At 72.9% G+C, this 20474-nt stretch carries 17 protein-coding genes; 12 read left to right on the top strand and 5 right to left on the bottom strand.

The genetic code is table 11. The annotated features are described in order from the left end of the window. Nucleotides 1-9 precede the first annotated feature (9 nt). The 8 genes from ACIP5M_RS27410 (at nucleotide 10) to ACIP5M_RS27375 (ending at nucleotide 9243) form a co-directional block, all read left to right on the top strand. Entirely contained in the window at nucleotides 10-2409 is a 2400-nt protein-coding gene (locus tag ACIP5M_RS27410; protein WP_401201674.1) for a bifunctional salicylyl-CoA 5-hydroxylase/oxidoreductase, read from the top strand. Nucleotides 2410-2421: 12 nt separating this feature from the next. After that, nucleotides 2422-3486, top strand: a complete 1065-nt coding sequence (locus ACIP5M_RS27405; RefSeq protein ID WP_401201672.1) for a carbon-nitrogen hydrolase family protein — start codon at nucleotides 2422-2424, stop codon at nucleotides 3484-3486. Then, nucleotides 3483-4595, top strand: coding sequence for a cupin domain-containing protein (locus ACIP5M_RS27400; protein WP_401201671.1), 1113 nt, complete (start codon nucleotides 3483-3485; stop codon nucleotides 4593-4595). Before ACIP5M_RS27405 ends, ACIP5M_RS27400 begins: the two co-directional genes overlap by 4 nt. Before the next feature lie 43 nt (nucleotides 4596-4638). Continuing rightward, complete coding sequence (locus tag ACIP5M_RS27395) at nucleotides 4639-5553, top strand: fumarylacetoacetate hydrolase family protein (RefSeq protein ID WP_401201669.1); 915 nt, start codon at nucleotides 4639-4641, stop codon at nucleotides 5551-5553. A gap of 9 nt (nucleotides 5554-5562) precedes the next feature. After that, nucleotides 5563-6333 carry an Asp/Glu racemase gene (locus tag ACIP5M_RS27390; RefSeq protein WP_401201668.1) on the top strand — a complete coding sequence of 257 codons (771 nt, stop codon included), beginning with the start codon at nucleotides 5563-5565 and terminating at the stop codon, nucleotides 6331-6333. Nucleotides 6334-6451: 118 nt separating this feature from the next. Next, on the top strand, nucleotides 6452-7303 hold the full coding sequence (locus ACIP5M_RS27385) for a PaaX family transcriptional regulator C-terminal domain-containing protein (protein ID WP_401201666.1): 852 nt from the start codon (nucleotides 6452-6454) through the stop codon (nucleotides 7301-7303). 336 nt (nucleotides 7304-7639) lie between these two features. Then, the gene (locus ACIP5M_RS27380; protein ID WP_401201664.1) at nucleotides 7640-8824 is read left to right on the top strand and encodes a globin domain-containing protein; all 1185 of its coding nucleotides are present in this window, start codon (nucleotides 7640-7642) and stop codon (nucleotides 8822-8824) included. 122 nt (nucleotides 8825-8946) lie between these two features. Further along, complete coding sequence (locus tag ACIP5M_RS27375; protein ID WP_401201663.1) at nucleotides 8947-9243, top strand: hypothetical protein; 297 nt, start codon at nucleotides 8947-8949, stop codon at nucleotides 9241-9243. Here ACIP5M_RS27375 and ACIP5M_RS27370 read toward each other — a convergent pair. Further along, a complete protein-coding gene (locus ACIP5M_RS27370) occupies nucleotides 9224-10369 on the bottom strand; it encodes a CapA family protein (RefSeq protein ID WP_401201662.1) in 1146 nt (381 codons plus the stop codon). The two genes, ACIP5M_RS27375 and ACIP5M_RS27370, sit on opposite strands and share 20 nt — an antisense overlap. A 251-nt stretch (nucleotides 10370-10620) precedes the next feature. Between ACIP5M_RS27370 and polX the strand changes: the two genes are divergently transcribed. After that, nucleotides 10621-12348: a DNA polymerase/3'-5' exonuclease PolX gene (gene polX, locus ACIP5M_RS27365; protein WP_401201660.1), complete on the top strand. Its 1728-nt coding sequence runs from the start codon at nucleotides 10621-10623 to the stop codon at nucleotides 12346-12348. Between the two features lie 18 nt (nucleotides 12349-12366). Here the strand turns inward: polX and ACIP5M_RS27360 are convergent, their stop codons facing one another. After that, the gene (locus ACIP5M_RS27360) at nucleotides 12367-13218 is read right to left on the bottom strand and encodes a DeoR/GlpR family DNA-binding transcription regulator (protein ID WP_401201658.1); all 852 of its coding nucleotides are present in this window, start codon (nucleotides 13216-13218) and stop codon (nucleotides 12367-12369) included. Nucleotides 13219-13345: 127 nt separating this feature from the next. Between ACIP5M_RS27360 and galT the strand changes: the two genes are divergently transcribed. The 3 genes from galT to ACIP5M_RS27345 are packed head-to-tail and all read left to right on the top strand — an operon-like array spanning nucleotide 13346 to nucleotide 16701. Further along, nucleotides 13346-14395, top strand: coding sequence for a galactose-1-phosphate uridylyltransferase (gene galT, locus ACIP5M_RS27355; RefSeq protein ID WP_401201656.1), 1050 nt, complete (start codon nucleotides 13346-13348; stop codon nucleotides 14393-14395). After that, entirely contained in the window at nucleotides 14392-15606 is a 1215-nt protein-coding gene (gene galK, locus ACIP5M_RS27350; protein WP_401201654.1) for a galactokinase, read from the top strand. Before galT ends, galK begins: the two co-directional genes overlap by 4 nt. Nucleotides 15607-15657: 51 nt before the next feature. After that, nucleotides 15658-16701, top strand: a complete 1044-nt coding sequence (locus tag ACIP5M_RS27345) for a substrate-binding domain-containing protein (RefSeq protein ID WP_401201652.1) — start codon at nucleotides 15658-15660, stop codon at nucleotides 16699-16701. A 95-nt stretch (nucleotides 16702-16796) separates the two neighbouring features. Here ACIP5M_RS27345 and ACIP5M_RS27340 read toward each other — a convergent pair whose 3' ends face one another. From ACIP5M_RS27340 to ACIP5M_RS27330, 3 genes are read right to left on the bottom strand one after another with little or no spacing between them, the layout of a single operon-like run. Continuing rightward, entirely contained in the window at nucleotides 16797-17498 is a 702-nt protein-coding gene (locus ACIP5M_RS27340) for a TSUP family transporter (protein WP_401201759.1), read from the bottom strand. 5 nt (nucleotides 17499-17503) lie between these two features. After that, nucleotides 17504-18892 (bottom strand): amidohydrolase family protein, encoded by a 1389-nt coding sequence (locus tag ACIP5M_RS27335; protein ID WP_401201650.1) that lies wholly within the window; start codon nucleotides 18890-18892, stop codon nucleotides 17504-17506. Beyond that, nucleotides 18889-20289 (bottom strand): uracil-xanthine permease family protein, encoded by a 1401-nt coding sequence (locus ACIP5M_RS27330; protein ID WP_401201649.1) that lies wholly within the window; start codon nucleotides 20287-20289, stop codon nucleotides 18889-18891. Before ACIP5M_RS27330 ends, ACIP5M_RS27335 begins: the two co-directional genes overlap by 4 nt. Nucleotides 20290-20474: the final 185 nt, after the last annotated feature.

The following is a 20474-nucleotide window of genomic DNA, read 5'->3' as shown; positions in this document are numbered from 1 at the left end:
AGGAACACCGTGCGCGTAGCAGTCATCGGAGGAGGGCCCGGCGGGTTGTACTTCGCCGCCCTGGCCCAGCAGCTCTCACCGGACTGGGAGATCACGGTCTGGGAGCGCAACGCCCGCGATGACGCCTTCGGATTCGGCGTCGTCTTCTCCGACGAGACGCTGGAGGGCATCGCCCAGGCCGACCCCGCCGTGTTCGCCGCCATGTCCGCCCGGTTCGCCCGGTGGAGCGACATCGACGTCCGCTACGGCGGCCAGGTCCACGTCTCGGGCGGCCACGGTTTCGCCGCCCTGGACCGCAACCGGCTGCGGGAGATCCTGCAGGACCGCTGCGCCGAGCTCGGGGTGCGCGTGCACTACGGCACCGAGGCCCCGCCCGTGGAGGAGCTCTCGGCCGGCTACGACCTGGTGGTCGCGGCGGACGGGATCCGCTCCACGGTCCGCGACACCTACGCCGACAGCTTCCGCCCGGAGCTGGACGAGCGCCACTGCCGCTACATGTGGCTGTCCACCGACCGCGTCTTCGAGGCGTTCACCTTCATCGTCGAGAAGCGGGACTTTGGCAGCATCCAGGTCCACGCCTACCCGTACGACGACCGGCGCAGCACCTTCATCGTGGAGATCGCGGAGGACGACTGGCGCCGGGCCGGCTTCGAGGCCCTCGCCGACCGGGAGTTCGCCCGGGGCGAGAGCGACGAGGCGAGCGTGCGGCGGTGCGAGGAGATCCTCGCCGACCACCTCGGCGGACACCGGCTGATCCCCAACGCCTCGAAGTGGATACGCTTCACGACCGTCCGCAACGCCTCCTGGCGCCACGGCAACGTCGTCCTGCTCGGCGACGCCGCCCACACCGCCCACTTCTCCATCGGCTCCGGCACCAAGCTCGCCATGGAGGACGCCCTGGCCCTGGCCGCCTGCCTGCACGAACACCCCGACGTCGGCTCGGCGCTCGCCGCCTACGAGGCCGAACGCCGGCCGGTGGTCGAATCCACCCAGCGCGCCGCCCAGGCCAGCCTCGAATGGTTCGAGAACGTGGGCCGCTACACGGCCCAGGAGCCCCCGCAGTTCGCCTTCAACCTCCTCACCCGCAGCCGGCGCGTCACCTACGACAACCTGCGCGTGCGCGACGCGGAGTTCGCGCGCGCGGTCGACTCCTGGCACGCCGGCGCGGGCGCCCTCGCGGCCACCGGTCCGGCCGCGGGCAGTCCGGCCGTCCCGCCGATGTTCCGCCCGTACCGGCTGGGCGGCCTGCGCCTGCGCAACCGTGTCGTCGTCCCGCCCACCGCGCTGTACACCGCGCGGGAGGGCGTACCGGGCGACTTCGAACTCGTCCACCTGAGCACCCGGGCCCTCGGCGGCAGCGGACTCGTCCTCGCGGGAATGACCGCGGTCAGCGCCGACGGCCGGGCCACCCGTGGCTGCCCCGGCCTGTACACGGACGGGCAGGAGGCCGCCTGGCGGCGCATCACCGATTTCGTACACGGCCAGTCGGACACCTGCCTGGGCATCCAGCTCACCCACGCCGGCCGCCGCGCCGCGACCGGGCTGCCCAGAGCGGACGGCCGGACCGTCCCGCTCGGGGCCGACGGATGGCCGCTCGTCGCCGCCTCACCCCTGCCCTGGGACGAGCACGCCGCGACACCGAGGGAAGCGACCCGCCAGGACATGGACGACATCGCCCGCGACTTCACCGCAGCGGCCGAACGCGCCCATCGCGCCGGTTTCGACGCCCTGGAACTGCAGTACGGCCACGGCCACCTGATGTCCGGCTTCCTCTCGCCGCTGACCAACCGGCGGACCGACGAGTACGGCGGCAGCCTCACCGGCCGGCTGCGCTTCCCCCTGGAGGTGCTGCGCGCGGTACGGGCCGTCTGGCCCGAGGGCAAGGCGCTGCTGGTCCGCATCTCCGCCGCGGACTGGGCCGACGGCGGCACCAGCGAGGCCGACGCGGTGGAGATCGCCCGCGCCCTGGGCGAGGCCGGCGCGGACGCGGTCGACGTGTCCACGGGCGAGGTCGTGGCCCACGAGCGGCCCCGGTACGGCCGCAGCTACCAGACGCCGTACGCCGACCTGATCCGCAACGCCACCGGGGTGCCGACCATCGCCGTCGGCGCGATCTCCACCTACGACGACGTGAACTCCGTCATCCTGGCCGGCCGGGCCGACCTGTGCGCCGTCGGCCGCGCCCAGCTCCACGACCCCCTCTGGACGCTGCACGCCGCGGCCGCCCAGGGCTACCGCGGCCCGGCCGCGCCGTGGCCCGCCTCCTGGCGGGCAGGCAGCGGCCGCCCGCCCGGTGCGCGCACCGACCGCGTTCCGCCCCGGCTCCAGCTGCTGCGCGAGGCGTCCGCGCCCGTGCACCAGCGCTGGATCCCGCACGTCCCCGCCGCCGCCGGCGCGGGCGCCCGCTGACCTGGAGGACCGATGGACCATCTGCCATGCTTCACCGCCGCGGCCGTGCAGGCGGCGCCCGTGTACCTCGACGCGGGGGCCACCGTCGACAAGGCGGTCGAGCTCATCGCGCGGGCGGCGGCGGGCGGCGCCGAACTGGTCGTCTTCCCCGAGGTGTTCGTCCCCGGATACCCGTACTGGAACTGGACGATGAACCCGGTCCAGGGCTCACCCTGGTTCGAGCGCCTCTACCGCGCGGCCGTCGACGTCCCCGGCCCCTGCGTGGACCGACTGCGCGCCGCGGCCCGCCAGTACGGTGTCGTTCTCGTCATCGGCGTCAACGAACGCGGTCCGCACAGCCTCGGCGTCCTCTACAACACCCTGCTCACCATCGGCCCGGACGGCGAACTCCTCGGAGTGCACCGCAAGCTGGTGCCCACCTGGGCCGAGAAGCTCACCTGGACCGGAGGGGACGGCAGCTCGCTCAAGGTGCACTCCACCCCCGTCGGCCCGCTCGGCGCCCTGGCCTGCGGCGAGAACACCAACACCCTCGCCCGCTTCGCCCTCCTCGCCCAGGGTGAACTGGTCCACGCCTCCTGCTACATCGCCCTGCCCGTGGCCCCGGCCGACTACGACATGGCGGACGCCATCGCCGTGCGCACCGCCGCCCACAGCTTCGAGGGCAAGGTCTTCTCCGTCGTCGCCTGCTCGACCGTCTCCCCGGAGATCGTCGACGCCATCGCGGGCGACGACGAGGAGCTGCGCACACAGTTCACCCGTCCCCGCAGCGCCCTGTCCGGGATCTTCGGCCCCGACGGCCGCCCCGTCACCGAACCCCTCGTCGACGAAGAGGGCATCGTCCTCGCCGAGATCGACCTGGCCCGGTGCATCCAGCCCAAACAGATGCACGACATCGTCGGCCACTACAACCGCTTCGACGTCTTCCGTCTGCACGTCGACAACCGCCCCCGCACCCCGGTGACCTTCGCGACCGACCCGGCGCACCCCGCGGCAGCACCCCGTTCCGCCGAACCCACCCACACCACAGGCGCCACCGACACCACAGGCATCACAGGCCTCACCAAGGAGGACGCATGACCACCGAGTACGACGACAGCCGGCTGGGCCGCGCACGCGTATCCGAATCCCCCGAACTCACCGCGTTCTACGGCGAACTCGCCGAGCTCGAAGCAGGCGCCCTGTGGACCGTGGCCAACGACATCGAGCCCTGGTACCCGCAGCCCAAGTCGGTCCCCGTGCTGTGGCGCTACAGCGAACTGCGGCCCCTGGTCCGCAAGGCCCTGGACCTGGTCAAGGCCGACGACGCCGGCCGCCGCGTGGTCATGCTCGTCAACCCGGGCCGCAAGGACGTGAGCGCCGCGGTCGGACTCCTCTACACCGGCCTGCAGATCATGGGCCCCGGGGAGGCCATGACCGCCCACCGCCACCAGGCCGCCGCGCTGCGCTTCGTCCACGAGGGCACGGGCGCCTGGACGATCGTCGACGGCCAGAAGCTGAAGGTCGGCCCCGGTGACTTCGCCATCACCCCGAACGGCACCTGGCACGAGCACGGCAACGAAGCCGACGACGCCCCCGTCATCTGGCAGGACGGACTCGACATCCCGCTGGTCAACGCCCTGGACGCCGGCTTCTACGAGGTCCACCCCGAGCTGTACCAGACCCCGGGGAAGGTCATCAACTCCTCGGTCCTGACGTACGGCGCGCACCTCCTCCCGTACGGCGTGGAGAAGTGGACGCGGCCCTACTCGCCGCTGCTCGCCTTCCCCTGGGAGCCCACCTACGAAGCCCTGCGGAACCTGGCGAAGGCCTCCGAGGGCTCCCCGTACGACGGAGTGATCGCGGAGTACACCAACCCGCTCACCGGCGGCCCGGTCATGCCCACCATGGGCGCCCACATGCAGCTCCTGCGGCCCGGCCAGGCCACCGCGGCCCACCGCCACACCGGCTCGGTCATCTACACCGCGGCCAAGGGGCGCGGAGCCTCGGTGATCGCGGGACGGCGCTTCGAGTGGCAGCAGGGCGACATGTTCTGCGTGCCCTCCTGGGCCTGGCACGAGCACGAGAACCTCGACCCGTCCGAGGACGCCTGCCTGTTCTCCTTCAACGACTTCCCCGTGATGCGCTCGCTCGGCTTCCACCGCGAAGAGGCGTACACCGACAACGGCGGGCACCAGCCCACCGTCTGACACCACCCCCGTCAGCCCCCTTCCCTGCAAGGAGCACCCACCCATGCGGCTGGTCAGCTACATCCACGACGGTCCGTCCCTCCGCCTCGGGGCACACGCCGGCGACCTCGTCGTCGACCTCGCCACCCTGGCCGGCCTCGCCGGCGAACCGCTGCCCCCCGACCTGCTGTCGTTCATCCGGGCCGGCGACGCCGCCCGGGACACCGCGCGCCGGCTGCTGGCCGGCGGCCCCACGGCGTGGCCGGCCGGGGCCGTGCACCGGATCGACGAGGTGTCACTCGCGGCCCCGCTGCGCCCCGGGAAGATCATCGGCGTCGGACTGAACTACGTCGAGCACGTGGAGGAGTCGAGCCGGAGCCTGGACACCGACAAGGAACGGCCCACGCGCCCCGTGCTCTTCGGCAAGCCCGCCACGGCCGTCACCGGCCCCGGACAGCCGATCCTGCACAACGCCGACCTCACCTCCCAGCTGGACTGGGAGTGCGAGCTCGCCGTCGTCATCGGCCGCACCGCCTTCCGGGTGAGCGAGGAGGAAGCGTACGACCACGTCTTCGGCTACAGCATCGTCAACGACATCAGCGCCCGTGACCAGCGCCGCTCCGGCCAGTGGTTCTTCTCCAAGGGCCAGGACTCCTACGCCCCGTTCGGCCCCGCCGTCGTCACGGCCGACGAGATCGGCGACCCCATGGCCCTCGACCTCTCCCTGCGCGTCAACGGGGTCACGAAGCAGAAGTCCAACACCCGGCACATGCTCTTCCCCATCGCCCGCCTCATCGCCGACATCTCCTCCGGCGTCACCCTCGAACCCGGTGACGTCATCGCCACCGGATCGCCCGCGGGCGTGGGAGCCGGCATGGTCCCGCCCGAGTTCCTGCAGCCCGGCGACACCGTCGAGGCCACCGTCGAGGGCATCGGCACCCTCACCAACCCCGTCGTCGACGCCCGCCGCGCCCGCTGAGGAGCCACCATGCCCGCCCGCACGCCCCGTACCTACCGCATCGGCCAGATCGTGCCGAGTTCCAACGTCACCATGGAGACCGAGGTGCCCGCGATCCTGCGCGCCCGGGAAACCATCGCCCCGGAACGCTTCACGTTCCATTCCAGCCGGATGCGCATGACCCATGTGACCCCGGAGCAGCTCAAGGCCATGGACGCCGACTCCGACCGGTGCGCCGTCGAGCTCTCCGACGCGCGCGTGGACGTACTCGGCTACGCCTGCCTCGTCGCCATCATGAGCATGGGCCTCGGCTACCACCGCACCTCGGAGGACCGGCTGCACACCCGTACCGTCGAGAACGGAGCCGCCGCCCCCGTCGTCACCAGCGCCGGAGCCCTCGTCCACGGCCTGCACACTTTGGGGGCGAAGAAGATCGCCCTGATCGCCCCCTACATGCGCCCCCTGACGAAGACGGTCGTCGACTACCTCACCCACGAGGGCATCGAGGTCCTGGACTACGAGGCCCTGGAGATCCCCGACAACCTCGAGGTCGCCGCCCACGACCCGGCCCGCCTCCCGGGCCTCGCCCGGGCCCTGGACCACGCCGACGCCGACGCCGTCGTGCTCTCCGCCTGCGTGCAGATGCCCTCGCTGGGCGCCATCGACGAAGCCGAACAACTCCTCGGCAAACCCGTCGTCTCGGCCGCGGTGTGCACGGCCCACCAGATGCTGCGCGCCCTGGACCTGCCGGCCGTGGCCCCTGGAGCGGGCCACCTCCTGTCGGGGGCCTATGCGCAGTGACGGCGCCGCGCCGCCGGCCGTCGCGCGCCCGGGCCCCGGCCCCTCCCGCCCCGCACCTGGACCGTGGACCGTACGCCCGGCTCGGTAGGATCGCGACCGCACACGACGGAAGGCGATCATGGCGGACAGTCCCCTCAGGCCCAGCTCGTTGATCAACACGGTCTACGGGGCGTTCCTGCGCCGCCTCGGCGGCTGGATCTCGGTCGCCGACCTGGTCACCCTCATGTCGGAACTGGACGTCGACGGCCCGGCGGCGCGGTCCGCGATCTCGCGCCTGAAGAAGAAGGGCGTCCTGGAAGCGGAGCGCCGCGGCGCCACCGGCTACCGGCTGAGCCCGGCCGTACGGCCCGTCTTCGACGAGGGCGACCGGCGCATCTTCGGCAGCCTGGAACCGGCGAGGCTGAGCGACGGCTGGGCGATGGCCGTCTTCTCCGTGCCGGAGTCCGAGCGGTCCTACCGCTACCAGCTGCGCACCCGGCTGACCTGGCTGGGCTTCGGGAACATCGCCCCGGGCGTGTGGCTGGCCCCCGGCCGGCTGCTCGAGGACGCCCGCGACATGCTCGTCCGGCGCGGACTCAGCGACTACGTACACCTCTTCGCCGCGGACTACGCCGCCTTCAGCGACCTGCCCGGAACGGTCAGTTCGTGGTGGGACTTCCCGGCGATCCAGGCCCAGTACGCCACCTTCACCCAGGCGTACGGCCCCGTCGCCGAAGGTCTCGCGCAGCAGCGCGAGATCGACGGCGGCGAGGCCTTCCGGCATTACGTCCCCATGCTCACCCAGTGGCGCCGGCTGCCCTACCTGGACCCCGGTCTGCCCGGCGAGCTGCTGCCCGCCGACTGGAACGCGGTCGCCGCGCGCCGGATCTTCCAGCAGCTGCACGACGTACTCGCCGAGCCGAGCCTGCTGCACGTGCGGCAGGTCACCGGCCTGGCGGAGGCGGCGCCCGACGCCGACCCCGAGGGGTAAAAGCCGGCCTGCGGGCATCTGCAAAGGCCGCATTCCACCACAAGAGGTGCCATCGTCCGGGAGGATCCGCCAAGATCCCGCCCCGAGTTCCGGTGGATACATCCCTTCCTCGCGGCCTCGGGCCTCGTTGAAGATCGGGCAGTACCCGGAAGGGCGCCGTCCGCTTCTTTGGCCATGCACCGAACGAGGACTCATGCTCCGCCCACTCGATTCCCCTGCCGCTCCCTCCGACGGGGGAGCGCGGGCATCTTGAGGTTCCGGATCGGCCGTTCGAGCAGTACCGCCACGCGCCCGCCTCTGGACTCCTGGGCGCCACCGGCCCCTGCGGCGGACGCCGTGGCAGCCGCGCACCCCGTGGACACCGGCGAGCCCGAACCCGCAGAACCGCCCCTGTCGGACCACGAGATACACCTCATCAGGACGTCCCTGTCCGTGGTCGAGCCCCTCGCGGGGGACATCACGGTCTACTTCTACGCCATCCTGTTCACGCGCTACCCCGCGGTCCGGCCGCTGTTCCCGGAGGGGATGGACGCCCAGCGCGGTCGCCTCCTGCGCGGGCTGCTGCGCATCGTGGACCTGGTGGACGACCCCGAGAACCTGGTCCGCTTCTGCGGGCACCTCGGCCGCGACCACCGCAAGTTCGGCACGCTCGCCGCTCACTTCCCCGCCGTGGGCGAGTGCCTCCTCGCCTCCCTGGCCCGCTACGCCGGCCCCGCCTGGACCGCGGACATCGCCGCCGCCTGGGCCAAGGCGTACGGCGTGGTCGCGGACGTCATGATCAGCGCCGCCGCGGAGGACGAGGCGGTACGGCCCGCGGTATGGCCCGCCACGCTCGTGCACCGGGTCGCGCGAGGCCACGGCATCGCCGAAATCACCGTGCGGCCCCACGAACCGTACGAGTACGACGCCGGACAGTACGTCAGCATCGAGACGCCGTGGTGGCCCAAGCACTGGCGCTCCTACTCGCCCGCCAACGCCCCGCGCGAGGACGGCACCCTGACCTTCCACGTCCGCGCGGTGCCCGGCGGCTCGGTGAGCGAGGCGCTGGTGCACCGGGCCGTGGTGGGCGACGTGCTCCGGCTGGGGGCTCCGATGGGCGGAATGGTCCTCGACGCGGCCGTCCACGGCGAACTGCTCTGCGTGGCCGGCGGTACCGGCCTCGCCCCGGTCCGCGCCCTCATCGAAGAGGTCGCCCGCCGGGGCGGACGCCATCAGGTGGACCTGTTTCTCGGCGCCCGCACCGGTGACGAGCTGTACGGGGTCGACGACATGCTCCGCATGGCCCAGCGCCACCACTGGCTCACCATCCGGGGCGCCGTCTCCCACGAGTACGTCCCCGGAATCCGCGGCTCCCTGCCGGACGTCCTCGCCGAGTACGGGCCCTGGTACCAGCACGACGTCTTCCTCAGCGGCCCGGCCCCCATGGTCGTCTCCGCCAAGGAGGTGCTCGTCCAGGGCGGAACCCTGCCCGAACACATCCACCACGACCCGTTCGAGACCCCCGTCCTGTCCACTCCCTGAGCCGCCCCCCGGCCCGCACCGGCCCTGCCGGGAGCGAGCCGCTCGGAGGCGGAAGCGGCCCCACGGACCTACGGTGGTCGAAGAGACCGATCGGGGCGATCCCCGCTCTGGAGGAGGCTGCCATGGAGGACCACTGCGTCTGGGTGACCACGCGCCGCATCGAGGCGGGCACCCTGGAGGACTTCGAGCGGGCCTGGCGGCCGGCTTCCACACCCGACGGGATGCGCCGCGCGTTCGCGTACTGGTCCGAGGACGGGCAGGAGGTCACCGGAGTCTCGCTCTGGGACTCCCGGCAGGCGTGCGACGCCTGGCGGTCCTCCGACGCGGAGAAGCAGCGCCGGGAGGCCATGGCCCCGTACGTCGTCGAGGAGCGGGAAGGCTTCTACCGCGGAGGCGAACTCACCCTTCCCGGTCGGTGACCCGGGCCGGCGCGGGCCCCGCGTGGACGGTCGAGGAGCCGTCCGGTCCGCGGGTGATGCGCGTGCCGAACGTACGGCTGGTGCGGACGAGAACCTCGTGGAGCCAGTCGCAGTCCTCGCGCGAGGCGTGCCGCAGTCGCATTCGGTGGGTCTGCAGGGGAACGAGGCGGGCGTGGTCGAGCCGGCCGGTGTCCGGCTCCAGCGAGACGAAGTACAGCAGCCGCAGATCGTCCCTGTACCGCTCGTTGCCGCCGATCCCCTCGTAGTCGTCGACCAGATCGCCGCAACCGTAGAGGACCAGGTGTCCCCGGTAGACCTCCAACGGGCGCGGATGGTGCGAGGAGTGCCCGTGGACGACGTCCGCGCCGCCGTCGACGAGCGCGTGCGCGAAGCGGATCCGGTCGCGCGGGACCGCGTAGCCCCAGTTGGAACCCCAGTGGATCGAGACGACCACGAGGTCGCCCGGTCGCTTCGCGCGCTGTATGCGGCCGGCCACCTCCGCCGCGTCCGCGTCCGAGGCCTCGTCGACGAAGTCGACCCCGCTGCGGTCCGCGCCGGCCGCCCAGCCGCGGGGGATGCCGCTGGACGCCGTACCCACGGAGAAGACCAGCACACGGCCCTTCCCGGGCAGGGTGAGGACCGCGGGCCGCCGCGCCTCGTCGAGGTCCCGCCCCGCCCCCGCCGTGCGCAGCCCCGCGGCGGCGAGCGCGTCGAGGGTCTCGGCCAGTCCGCGGCGGCCGTAGTCGAGGACGTGGTTGTTGGCGAGCACGCAGACGTCGGGCCGGGCCGCGGCCAGGCTGGGCAGGTTGGCGGGGTGCATCCGGTAGTGGACCGACTTGCCGGGCTCGGCGTCGTCGCTGCGGGTGACGGACGTCTCCAGGTTGAGGATCCGGGCGTGGGGCGCGGCCGCCTCGAGGAGGTGCAGTGCCTCTCCCCAGGGCCAGGAGAAGGGCGCCCGACGCGGAACCGGGCCGTTCACCCCCTCCGCCAGCAGGACGTACGTGCGGGCGTCGGTGACGTACGCCTCCGACAGGGCCGGGTCACCGGGGCGCGGAAGGATCTGGTCGACGCCGCGGCCGAGCATCACGTCACCGGCGAGGAAGAGCGTCACGAGTTCACCGCCCATTCCTCCAGGCTAAGGGGCGAGTGGCCACGCGCACCCTTCCTGCGGTGTGCCGCCCTGCGCGGTGGCTCGGGTCAGTCGGTGGCCGTCAGGGCCTCGCTGTCTCCGCCGTCCCGGGCCATGTCGGTGGCGAGTGCGGCGACGGGGCACCCCTCCTGACCGCTGCTGTCGCATCCTCCGAGACCCCGCGAGCCCAAGCGGCGTGCGGCCGCCGCCGGCGTGCCCGTCCGGCCCGCGCGCGGCACCCTGGAGGCATGGCCCGAGTCAACGACCAGGTCGAGGCGCTGCTCCAGGAGTACGCGGACCTCATCGCGATCCGGGGCGGCGAGGCCTTCAAGGCGCGCGCGTACGAGAAGGCCGCCCGTGCCGTGGGTGGCTACCCGCAGGACGTCACGACACTCGACGCCAAAGCACTGTGCGAGATCCCCCACGTCGGCAAGTCGGTCGCCGACAAGATCATCGAGTACCTGCGGACCGGCCGCATGCACGTCGTCGAGGAGGCCAGGACGTACGTGCCGACCGGTGTGCGCGAGCTGATCACGATTCCGGGCCTGGGGCCGCGCAAGGCCATGGTCCTCTACGAGGAGCTGGGCGTCGCCTCCGTCGACCAGCTGCTGGAGGCGATCCACCAGGAGCGGCTGCGTGACCTGAAGGGCTTCGGCGAGCGGACCGAAGAGAAGATCCTGCACGGCATCGCGGTGCTGCAGAAGGCCGGCGAGGGCCGGATCCTCGTCAGCGCGGCCATGGACATCGCCGAGCAGCTCGTCGCCGAGCTGTCGGACCTCCCGGGGTGCGTCCGCTGCACGTACGCGGGCTCCCTGCGCCGGATGAAGGAGACCATCGGCGATGTCGACATCCTGGTCGCGGCGCGCCGTTCGGCTCCGTTCATGGACGCCCTCACCGCCCTGCCCGCCACGGCCGAGGTCATCGCCCGCGGGGAGAAGAAGACCTCCGTACGGACCGCCACGGGACTCCAGGTGGACCTCCGCGTGCTGCCCCCCGACTCCTGGGGCGCGGGGCTCCAGTACTTCACCGGCTCCAAGGCGCACAACATCCGCACCCGCGCCCTCGCCGTACACCAGGGCCTGAAGCTCTCCGAGTACGGGCTCTTCGACGCCGAGAGCGGTGAGAGCATCACCTCCGCGACCGAGGAAGCGATCTACGACAGGCTCGGACTGCCCTGGATACCGCCGACGCTGCGCGAGGACCGCGGCGAGATCGCGGCCGGTCTGCGCGGTGAACTCCCCGACCTCATCACGGAGAAGGACATCCGCGGCGATCTGCACACCCACACCGACCTCACCGACGGGCTGGCCCCGCTGGAGGAGATGATCGCCGCCGCTGCCGCCCGCGGCTACGCGTACTACGCGGTCACCGACCACGCCCCGAACCTCTACATGCAGCGCATGACCAGCGAGAAGATCCTCGCCCAGCGCGAGCGCGTACGCGCCCTGGACGGCACGCAGCACCGCATGCGGCTGCTGCACGGCACGGAACTCAACATCGGCCCGGACGGCGCACTGGACTGGCCCGACGAGTTCCTCGCCGAGTTCGACCTCTGCGTGGCCTCCGTCCACTCCCACTTCGACCAGAGCCGGCAGGAACTCACCCGCCGCCTCATCCGCGCCTGCGAGAACCCCCACGTGGCCGTCATCGGCCATCCCACGACCCGCCGGATCGGCAAACGCCCGGGCATCGACGCCGACTTCGACGCCGTCTTCCAGGCGTGCGCGCGGACGGGCACCGCGCTGGAGATCAACGCGCACCCGGAGCGGCTCGACCTGTGCGACGAGGACGTGCTGAGCGCGAAGCGGTACGGCGTGAAGTTCGCGGTGAACTCCGACGCGCACGCCACCACGCATCTGCTGTACATGCGCTACGGGGTGGGTACGGCGCAGCGCGGCTGGCTGACGAAGGACGACGTCATCAACGCGTGGCCGCTGACGAGGCTGCGACGGTTCCTGGCCGGGAAGGGCACCTGATCCGGACCGTGGCGCCCCTCACGGCTCTCCCGCTTCCCCGCCGGCCTCTGCGCCCCGCTCTTCCCCGCCCGCCACGAGGAGTTCGCCGACCGATTCGGCGAGGACGGCGCGGGCGGAGGCGGGCATGCCGGTGTCGGTCACGAACCAGTCGGCCTGGTCGAGCGCGGCGAAACCGCTCAGCCCGACCACCCCCCACTTGCTGTGGTCGGCCACGACGGCGACACGCCGTGCCGAGGCGACCAGGGCCCGGTTCGTCTGGGCCTCCATCAGGTTGGGGGTGGTCAGTCCGGCGCCTTCCGCCACCCCGTGCGCGCCGAGGACGAGCAGGTCCACGTGGAGGGAACCGATCACCAGGTCGGCGAGCGGGCCGACCAGCGCGGCCGAGGGAGTGGGGGAGCCGCCGGTGAGCAGCAGCGTGGGGGTTCCGGCGCCCGCCCCGCCGTTACGTCCGGCGGCCCGCACCAGCTCGGCCACCGGAAGGGAGTTGGTGACGATCGTGAGCCGCGGGACCCCGAGCAGCCGGGCGGCGACCGCGTGCGCGGTGGTGCCGCCCGAGACCGCGACCACGCTGCCCGGTTCCACCAGCGCGGCGGCCGCGTCCGCGATGGCGGCCTTGGCCTCGCCCGCCAGACCGGACTTGGCGTCGAAACCGGGTTCGTGCCCGCTCGCCCCGGCCGCGACGACGGCCCCGCCGTAGACCTTCTCCACGAGGCCGCGCCGGGCAAGGGCGTCCAGGTCCCGGCGGACGGTCATGTCGGAGACACCGAGCCGGACGACCAGGTCCGCCACCCGCACCGCGCCGTCGCGCCGGACCGCGTCGAGGATGAACGCGCGTCGCTGGTGGGCCAGTCGGGCAGCCTGCTCGGCCACGGCTCGCTCCCGGGTGTAGGCGACTTCGATCGGAAAGCTCGCAAGGTAGCACGCCCGTGTGTCGGAGTCTGAGGGAATGCCGCCGCAAACCTGGTGGATGCTGTTTGAGAATGTTTATTCTTGCCGGGTGAAGAAGACCCTCGCGAAACTCGCCGACGGCCGCGAACTGATCTACTTCGACTCCGGCGAAGGCGCCGTACGCGACGCGCCGGACCTGCGCACCCTCGACCGCGTCCACAGCCGGCCGGAACTGCGGCGCGACGAGGCGACCGGTGACTGGGTCACGATCGCGTCCCACCGGCAGGGCCGCACCTACCACCCGCCCGCCGGTGAATGCCCCCTGTGCCCCTCCCGGGACGGCCGGCTCAGTGAAATCCCGGCCGCCGACTACGAGGTGGCCGTCTTCGAGAACCGCTTCCCCTCCCTCGCGGACGGGGCGGGACGCTGCGAGGTCGTGTGCTTCACCCCGGAGCACGAGGCCCGGTTCGCCGACCTCACCCCGGCGGCCGCCCGCCTGGTCCTGGACGCGTGGACCGACCGCACCGCGGAGCTCTCCGCGCTCGCGGGTGTGGAGCAGGTGTACTGCTTCGAGAACCGCGGGGCCGACATCGGGGTGACGCTGGCCCACCCGCACGGCCAGATCTATGCCTTCCCCTTCGTCACCCCGCGCACCGCCAAGATGACGGCCGCCGCGGCCGCCCACCGGGCCGCCACCGGACGCAACCTCTTCGAGGACCTGCTGGAGGGGGCACGCGCCGCCGCCGAGCGGGTGGTGACGGCCGGCCGGCACTGGACCGCCTTCGTGCCCCGCGCCGCCCGCTGGCCGTACGAGGTCCACCTCTATCCGCACCGCCGCGTCCCCGACCTGACCCGCCTCACCGAGGCGGAGCGGGCCGAGTTCCCGGGCATCTACCTGGACCTGCTGCGCCGGTTCGACCGGCTCTTCCCGCTGCCGGGACAGCCGGGGCGATGGGTGCCCGCGCCGTACGTCTCGGCCTGGCACCAGGCGCCCCGCACCGACGGCGGGGAACTGGCCCTGCACCTGGAGCTGTTCACGGTCCGCCGGACCCCGGACAAGCTGAAGTTCCTCGCCGGGACGGAATCCGGGACGGAAGCCTTCATCAACGACGTGGCTCCCGAGACGGCCGCGCGGCGACTTCGGGAGGCCCTGGCGTGAGCCGGACCGTCCAGCGCGACGACGACCTCCGGGCGGACCGGGTCGCGGACACCTTCCGACAGCTCTTCGGCGGCTCCCCGGACGGGGTCTGGGCGGCGCCGGGCCGGGTCAACCTGATCGGCGAACACACCGACTACAACGACGGTTTCGCCCTCCCGATGGCCCTCCCGCAGACCACCCTGCTCGCCGCCCGGACCCGCACGGACGGGCGGCTGCGGCTGCACAGCGCGCAGGGCGACGGCCGGATCACCGACCTGGCGGTGGACGCGCTGGTCCCCGGCGCCGTGCCGGGCTGGGCCGGCTACCCGGCCGGCGTGGTCTGGGCCCTCGCCGAGGCGGGACACCCCGTCGGCCGGGGCGCGGACCTGCACTTCGACAGCACGGTGCCCACCGGCGCCGGTCTCTCCTCCTCCGCCGCGCTGGAGTGCGCGGTCGCCGTCGCCTACGACGATCTGTACGGGCTGCGGCTGGCCGGGCCCGAACTGGCCCGGATCGCCCAGCGTGCGGAGAACGCCTTCGTCGGCGTCCCCTGCGGGATCATGGACCAGATGGCCTCCGTCTGCTGCACCGCCGAGGCCGCCCTCCACCTCGACGCCCGCAGCCCCGAACACCACCGGCCGGTGCCCTTCGACCCGCACGGCCACGGGCTGCGGCTGCTGGTGATCGACACCGGCGTCACGCACGACCTCGGCGACGGGGCGTACGCCGCCCTGCGCGCGGGCTGCGAACGCGCGGCGGCGCTGCTCGGCCTGCCCGCCCTGCGCGACCTGCCCGCCGCGCAACTCCCGCGTGCCCTGCCCACCCTGCCCGCCGGACTCGCCCCCCTGGTCCGTCACGTCGTCACCGAGAACGCCCGGGTCACGGAGGCCGTCGCCCGGCTGCGGGAGGGCGATGTCGCGGCCCTCGGCCCGATCCTCACCGCCGGCCACGCCTCGCTCCGCGACGACTACCGCGTCTCCTGCCCGGAGACCGACCTCGCCGTGACCGCCGCCCTGGGGGCCGGGGCACTGGGCGCCCGGATGACCGGCGGCGGCTTCGGGGGCTCGGTCATCGCGCTGGTGGAGGCCGGCCGGGAGGGCACGGTGGGCGCCTCGGTCACGACCGCCTTCGGCACGGCGGGCCACCGCCCCCCGCGCATCCTCGACGTCGCCCCCGCCGCGGGCGCCGCCCGCATCGGGCCGCGGGCCCCGACGTCCACGCGGCGGCTGTGATGATGGACTGGTCATCAGACAGAGATCCGCACGAGGGGAGCGCCACCGCAGATGTCCATTTCCGGCTCCGGCCCGAGGCCGCCGACGATCGCCGATGTCGCACGGGTGGCCGGGGTGTCGCGCACGACGGTCTCGCACGCCCTCAACGGGATCGGCAAGGTCGACCCCCGGACCCGGGAGCGCATCAAGCAGGTCGCGGGCGAACTCGGCTACCGGCCCAACCTGCGGGCCCAGCGACTGAGGCGCGGGCAGGCCAGGGCGATCGCGCTCGCCTCGTCCATGCCGTTCGCGGTGGCCGGAGGGCCGTCCCGGCTGGGGTTCTACATGGAGGTCGCCGCCGCCGCGGCCGAGAGCGCCCTCGTCCACGACTACGCCCTGGTGCTCGTACCCCCCGTGATGTCCGGGTCCGCCCTGTACTCCGTCGACATCGACGGGGCCATCGTCGTGGAGCCCGACGTGGACGACGCGGCCGTTTCCGTACTGAAGGAGCGCGGGCTGCCCTACGTGGCACTCGGCAGGCCGGTGGCTCCCGACGAGGACGCATCGTACGTCGACCTGCACGGCGGGCTCGTCGCCGAGCTGCTGCTCGCACACCTCCACGAACAGGGCGCCCGGAAGCCCGCCCTCTTCATCGGCTCCGGGTCCCGGCACTCGTCGGTCGACGCGCGCGCCGCCTTCGAGCGGGCCGCCGGCACGTACGGCTGGGAGCCGATCGTCGCCACCGCCCCCGAGACGGGCGGCGAAGACGCCGGATACGAGGGCTGCGCGGCCCTGCTGGCCGAACACCCGGGAATCGACGCGATCTGCGCGCTGGTCGACGCCTTCGCGGTGGGCGCGGTGCGCGCGGTCCGGGACAGCGGGCGCTCGGTCCCGGACGACGTCATGGTCGTCACCCGGTACGACGGTCTGCGCGCCCGTACCTGCGAGCCGCCGCTGACCGCCGTCGACCTGCGCCTGGACCGGGCGGCATCCGATGCGGTGGACCTGCTGCTGGGCCGGCTGCGCGGGGAGACCACCGGCACCAGGGTGGTGACGGCTCCGGAGCCGCGGGTGATCGCCCGCGCCTCCTCCCTGCGCGGCACGGCGACGCGGTGAACCCCGCCGCCGGGTCCGGTGCAGGGGGCCGGGTCCGGCGGCGGGGCGTTCGGGGCAACACGGCAGGGACGTGGCCCCGGTTCATGGGGTGCGGGTCAGAGCCCGATCATGAGCACCAGCCCCGAGACCAGGGCGAAGACCAGCACGAACAGACGCATCCGCCGGGCGTCCAGCCGGTGGTGGACCAGGCGGCTCAGCCACGCCCCCACGGCGATCGCGGGCACGAGCGCGAGCGCCCACCCCAGGTCCGCGGGATTGCCCTTGCCCGTCGCGAACAGCAGCAGCAGCGAAGCGACCTCACCGACGAGGAAGCACGCGGCCACGGTGGAACGCAACTCGGCGGGCGGCCGGTGCTGGTAGACGAGCGCCAGCGGTGGCCCGCCCACTCCCGTGGCGGTCTCCGTCAGGCCCGTCACCACGCCCGCGCCCACATAGGCGGCGCGGCCGGGCGTGAACGCGGGCGCGGCCAGACTCACCACGGCCGCCAGCACGGTGGCGAGGCCCACGAACAGGCCGAGCCGCTGGTCCGGGATCAGCCAGAGCAGCGCCAGACCGCCGGGCGTGGCCGCGATCCGCGCGGCGGTGATCCAGCCCGCGCCCCGCACATCAAGCGAGGCCCTTTCGCGCCAGGCGACGTACACGTTGAGCGGAATCATCGCGGCCAGCACGAACACCGGGAGCAACCCGGGATCGAGGATGCCCGCGACCGGGGCGACGATCAGGGCGAAGCCGAGCCCGCTGCTCCCCTGCACGAACGCGGCGGCGGTCACCGTGAGGGCGAGCACCACCAGGATCATCGGGGTCACCGCGCGGTGCTCCGTTCCCGTGCCTGCGTGGAGGTGGGGTGCACGCGGGTGATGGCGGCCCTGCCGACGGTCGCCCGGGCCAGGCCGGCCGCCTGCCGCACGAGGGCGGGGCCGTCCCAGCCGACGGGGCTGCCGCGCCACAGGCGCATGCGTCCCGCGACGAACACGGCGCTGATCTGGTCGCGGTTGCCCCGCCGGACCAGCTCCCAGGGCAGGTCCCAGGACAGGGCGAGCTCCGGGTTGGTGACGTCGACGAGGAGGAAATCGGCGGCCAGGCCCTCGGCGATCGTGCCGGTCCGCGCGCCGAGACCGACGGCGTCGGCGCCGCCCCGCGAGGCGTGCTCCAGCCAGGTCCAGCCGGCGCCGCACGAGGAGTCGCCGGTGACCAGCCCGTAGGCGATCCGCTGGGCGAACTCGGCCGCCTCGGCGAGCCGGAACCCGTCGCCCCTGGTGCCGTCCGTGCCGAGGCCGAAGCGGACGCCGCGCTCGGCCAGGGCGGTCGCGGGCGCGACGGCGTTGCCCTTCCAGGCGCTGGCGACGGGGTTGTAGCTGACCGCCGTCCCGGTGTCGGCGAGCAGGGTGAGCTCGCGCGGCGTGAGGAGGGTCGCGTGCGCGGCGAGCAGCTGGGGGCCGAGCGCGCCGATCGCGTGCAGGTACTCCAGGGGGCGCAGCCCGTGGCTGACGAGCGAGCGTTCCACACCGGCCAGGTGCTCGTTCACGTGGATCTGGACCACGGCCCCGGACTCGGCCGCGAGGCGGGCCGTGCCCCGTAGCGTCTCCTCGGTCGCCGCCTCGGGGACGGAAACGGCGAGGGAGGGGTGCACCAGCGGGTCGTCCGCGTAGCGCGCGAGATGCTTCTCGGCCTCGGCCAGGACGGCGGGATCGCCGTTGTCGGCGTCGTTGCAGACCAGTCCGAGCACGCACCGGATGCCGGCGTCGCGCGCGGCGGACGCGACGACCTCGACGTCGACACCGGCGCGGGTTCCGGCGTCGGCAACGGTGGTGAAACCGCCGCGCAAGGCTTCGTACGCGGCCAACTTGGCGGCCACGTAGCCCGATTCCTCGTCCAGCGCGCCCTCCAGCGGCACCCACACCCGGCGGAAGATCTCCGAGGGCTCCCCGAAGGCGAGGGCGGAACCGAAGCTCTGCGTGAGGTGGTGGTGGGAGTCGACGAAGCCGGGCATCAGGACGTGGCCGGGCAGCGGTACGGGGTGGAGGTGCGGATGCGCGCGCACCAGCTCCTCGGCCGGTCCCACGGCGCGGAAGGAGCCGTCGGCGACGACGACCGCATGGCCGTCGGCGGGACCTTCGGGCAGCAGCACGGCGTCCGGAAGCAGCAGCAACGGGTGTGCGCCGTCCAGGAGTTCGGGGGTGAGCTGGTTCATGAATTGCTTTCCGTACGGGGGGTGGCCAGTCGGGCGGCGATGCCCGGCCTGATGTGGTGGAAGAGGATGTTGAGGACCGCGGCGACGGTCGCGCCGACGGCCACGCCGCTTTCCAGGAGGATGCGGACGTTCGGCGGGAAGCCGCCGTACACGCCGGGAACGAGGATCGGCAGCAGGCCGAGCGCGAGCGCCACCGCGCAGACGAAGGTGCTCGTGTGCTTGTCGAGGTCGGAACGGCCCAGCATCTGCACACCGAGCACGGTGATCACCGCGAAGACGACCATCGCGGTGCCGCCGACGACCGCGGCGGGGATGACGCTGATCGCCCGGGTCACGGGCGCGAGGAACCCGATGACGATCAGGACGAGACCGGCTGCCGCGGTCACGAACCGGCTGCGTACTCCGGTGACGCGGACGATGCCGATGTTCTCGCCGCTGGTGACCATCAGCGGCAGTCCGAAGAAGCCGCCGAAGAGCGAGGTGAGCGCGTCGCCGCGGACGGTCTTGGGGACGGCCGTGCGCGTGTCGATCTCCTTGCCGACGGCTTCGGCGTTGATGACGGTCTGGCCGGTCGCCTCCGCCATGGAGGCGAGGCTGTAGAGCATCAGCGGCAGCGCGGCGAGCAGGTTGAACTGGGGGGAGCCGAACGGCATCAGCTGCGGCACGGTGAGCAGACCGCCGTCGGCGGCGCGGCCGAAGTCGATGGCGCCGACGATCCAGGCGAGGGCGGTGCCGGCCAGCAGTCCGAGCATGACCGCGAGCTGGCGCAGGATGCCGCTGAAGAGCAGGTAGAAGAGGACCGTGAAGCCGATGGTGGCCAGGCCGAGACCGAGGTTGGTGGGATCGGCGAAGCCGGGCCGGCCGGGGCGCCCGGTGACGAGGACGGCGCCGACCTTCACCAGGTTGACGCCCACGATGACGATCATCGTGCCGATGACGAGGGCCGGGAAGAAGGCCAGCAGCCTCGAGAAGACCGGCAGCACGACGAAGATGAAGGCGGCGGTCAGGAGCACCGCGCCGGTGGCCGTGGGCAGGCCGTGCTGTTCGGCGATGGCGAGGAACAGGATGAGGGGCGCGCCCCCCGGCAGCATCACGAACGGCAACCGAGGCCCGAACTTCCACGGGCCGAGCGACTGGATCAGGGATCCGGCGCCGGAGAGCACGAAGGCCGCGGAGAGCAGGTTGACGGTGAGGCCGGGGCTGAGGTGGAGGGTCGCGCTCATCAGGAAGATCGCCGAGATGGGGGTGGCGGCCATGACGAGGACGTGCTGGATGCCGAAGAGCAGGATCCGGCCGAGGGGCCGGGACTCGTCGACGGGGTGGGGCGTGGCGGGGGCGGGCGTGGGTGCGGTCGCCGGGTGCTCCGCACCGGGCAGGGTCTGGCGGGGACTTGACACGTTCGAGCTCCGTTCGGGGGCGGTGCTGCACGCTCGGATGTTTCAGCCGCGATCCGGCCCTGGACGGAGAGCCAAATCGATTTGGCCAAATCGATTTGGCCGCCAGTATCCGAGGGCGGCGGCCCAGCGTCAAGAGGGGGCGGAACAGGAGCCCGGCTGCGGCCGGGCACGTGCCCGGAGAAACC

Origin of the sequence: Streptomyces sp. NPDC088762, assembly GCF_044750905.1 — a bacterium.
In the GTDB taxonomy this organism is placed as follows: domain Bacteria; phylum Actinomycetota; class Actinomycetes; order Streptomycetales; family Streptomycetaceae; genus Streptomyces.
Note: the sequence above shows the minus strand (reverse complement) of the source record. Positions and strands in the feature narration are given on the sequence as shown.

Excerpts from the sequence above, each read along its gene's own strand:
- ACIP5M_RS27400 (WP_401201671.1), top strand. The coding sequence starts at position 3,483 with ATGACCACCGAGTACGACGACAGCCGGCTGGGCCGCGCACGCGTATCC.
- ACIP5M_RS27390 (WP_401201668.1), top strand. The coding sequence starts at position 5,563 with ATGCCCGCCCGCACGCCCCGTACCTACCGCATCGGCCAGATCGTGCCG.
- ACIP5M_RS27340 (WP_401201759.1), bottom strand. The coding sequence starts at position 17,498 with ATGATCCTGGTGGTGCTCGCCCTCACGGTGACCGCCGCCGCGTTCGTG.
- ACIP5M_RS27370 (WP_401201662.1), bottom strand. The coding sequence starts at position 10,369 with ATGGGCGGTGAACTCGTGACGCTCTTCCTCGCCGGTGACGTGATGCTC.
- ACIP5M_RS27395 (WP_401201669.1), top strand. The coding sequence starts at position 4,639 with ATGCGGCTGGTCAGCTACATCCACGACGGTCCGTCCCTCCGCCTCGGG.
- polX (WP_401201660.1), top strand. The coding sequence starts at position 10,621 with ATGGCCCGAGTCAACGACCAGGTCGAGGCGCTGCTCCAGGAGTACGCG.
- ACIP5M_RS27375 (WP_401201663.1), top strand. The coding sequence starts at position 8,947 with ATGGAGGACCACTGCGTCTGGGTGACCACGCGCCGCATCGAGGCGGGC.
- ACIP5M_RS27405 (WP_401201672.1), top strand. The coding sequence starts at position 2,422 with ATGGACCATCTGCCATGCTTCACCGCCGCGGCCGTGCAGGCGGCGCCC.
- ACIP5M_RS27385 (WP_401201666.1), top strand. The coding sequence starts at position 6,452 with ATGGCGGACAGTCCCCTCAGGCCCAGCTCGTTGATCAACACGGTCTAC.
- ACIP5M_RS27345 (WP_401201652.1), top strand. The coding sequence starts at position 15,658 with ATGTCCATTTCCGGCTCCGGCCCGAGGCCGCCGACGATCGCCGATGTC.
- ACIP5M_RS27335 (WP_401201650.1), bottom strand. The coding sequence starts at position 18,892 with ATGAACCAGCTCACCCCCGAACTCCTGGACGGCGCACACCCGTTGCTG.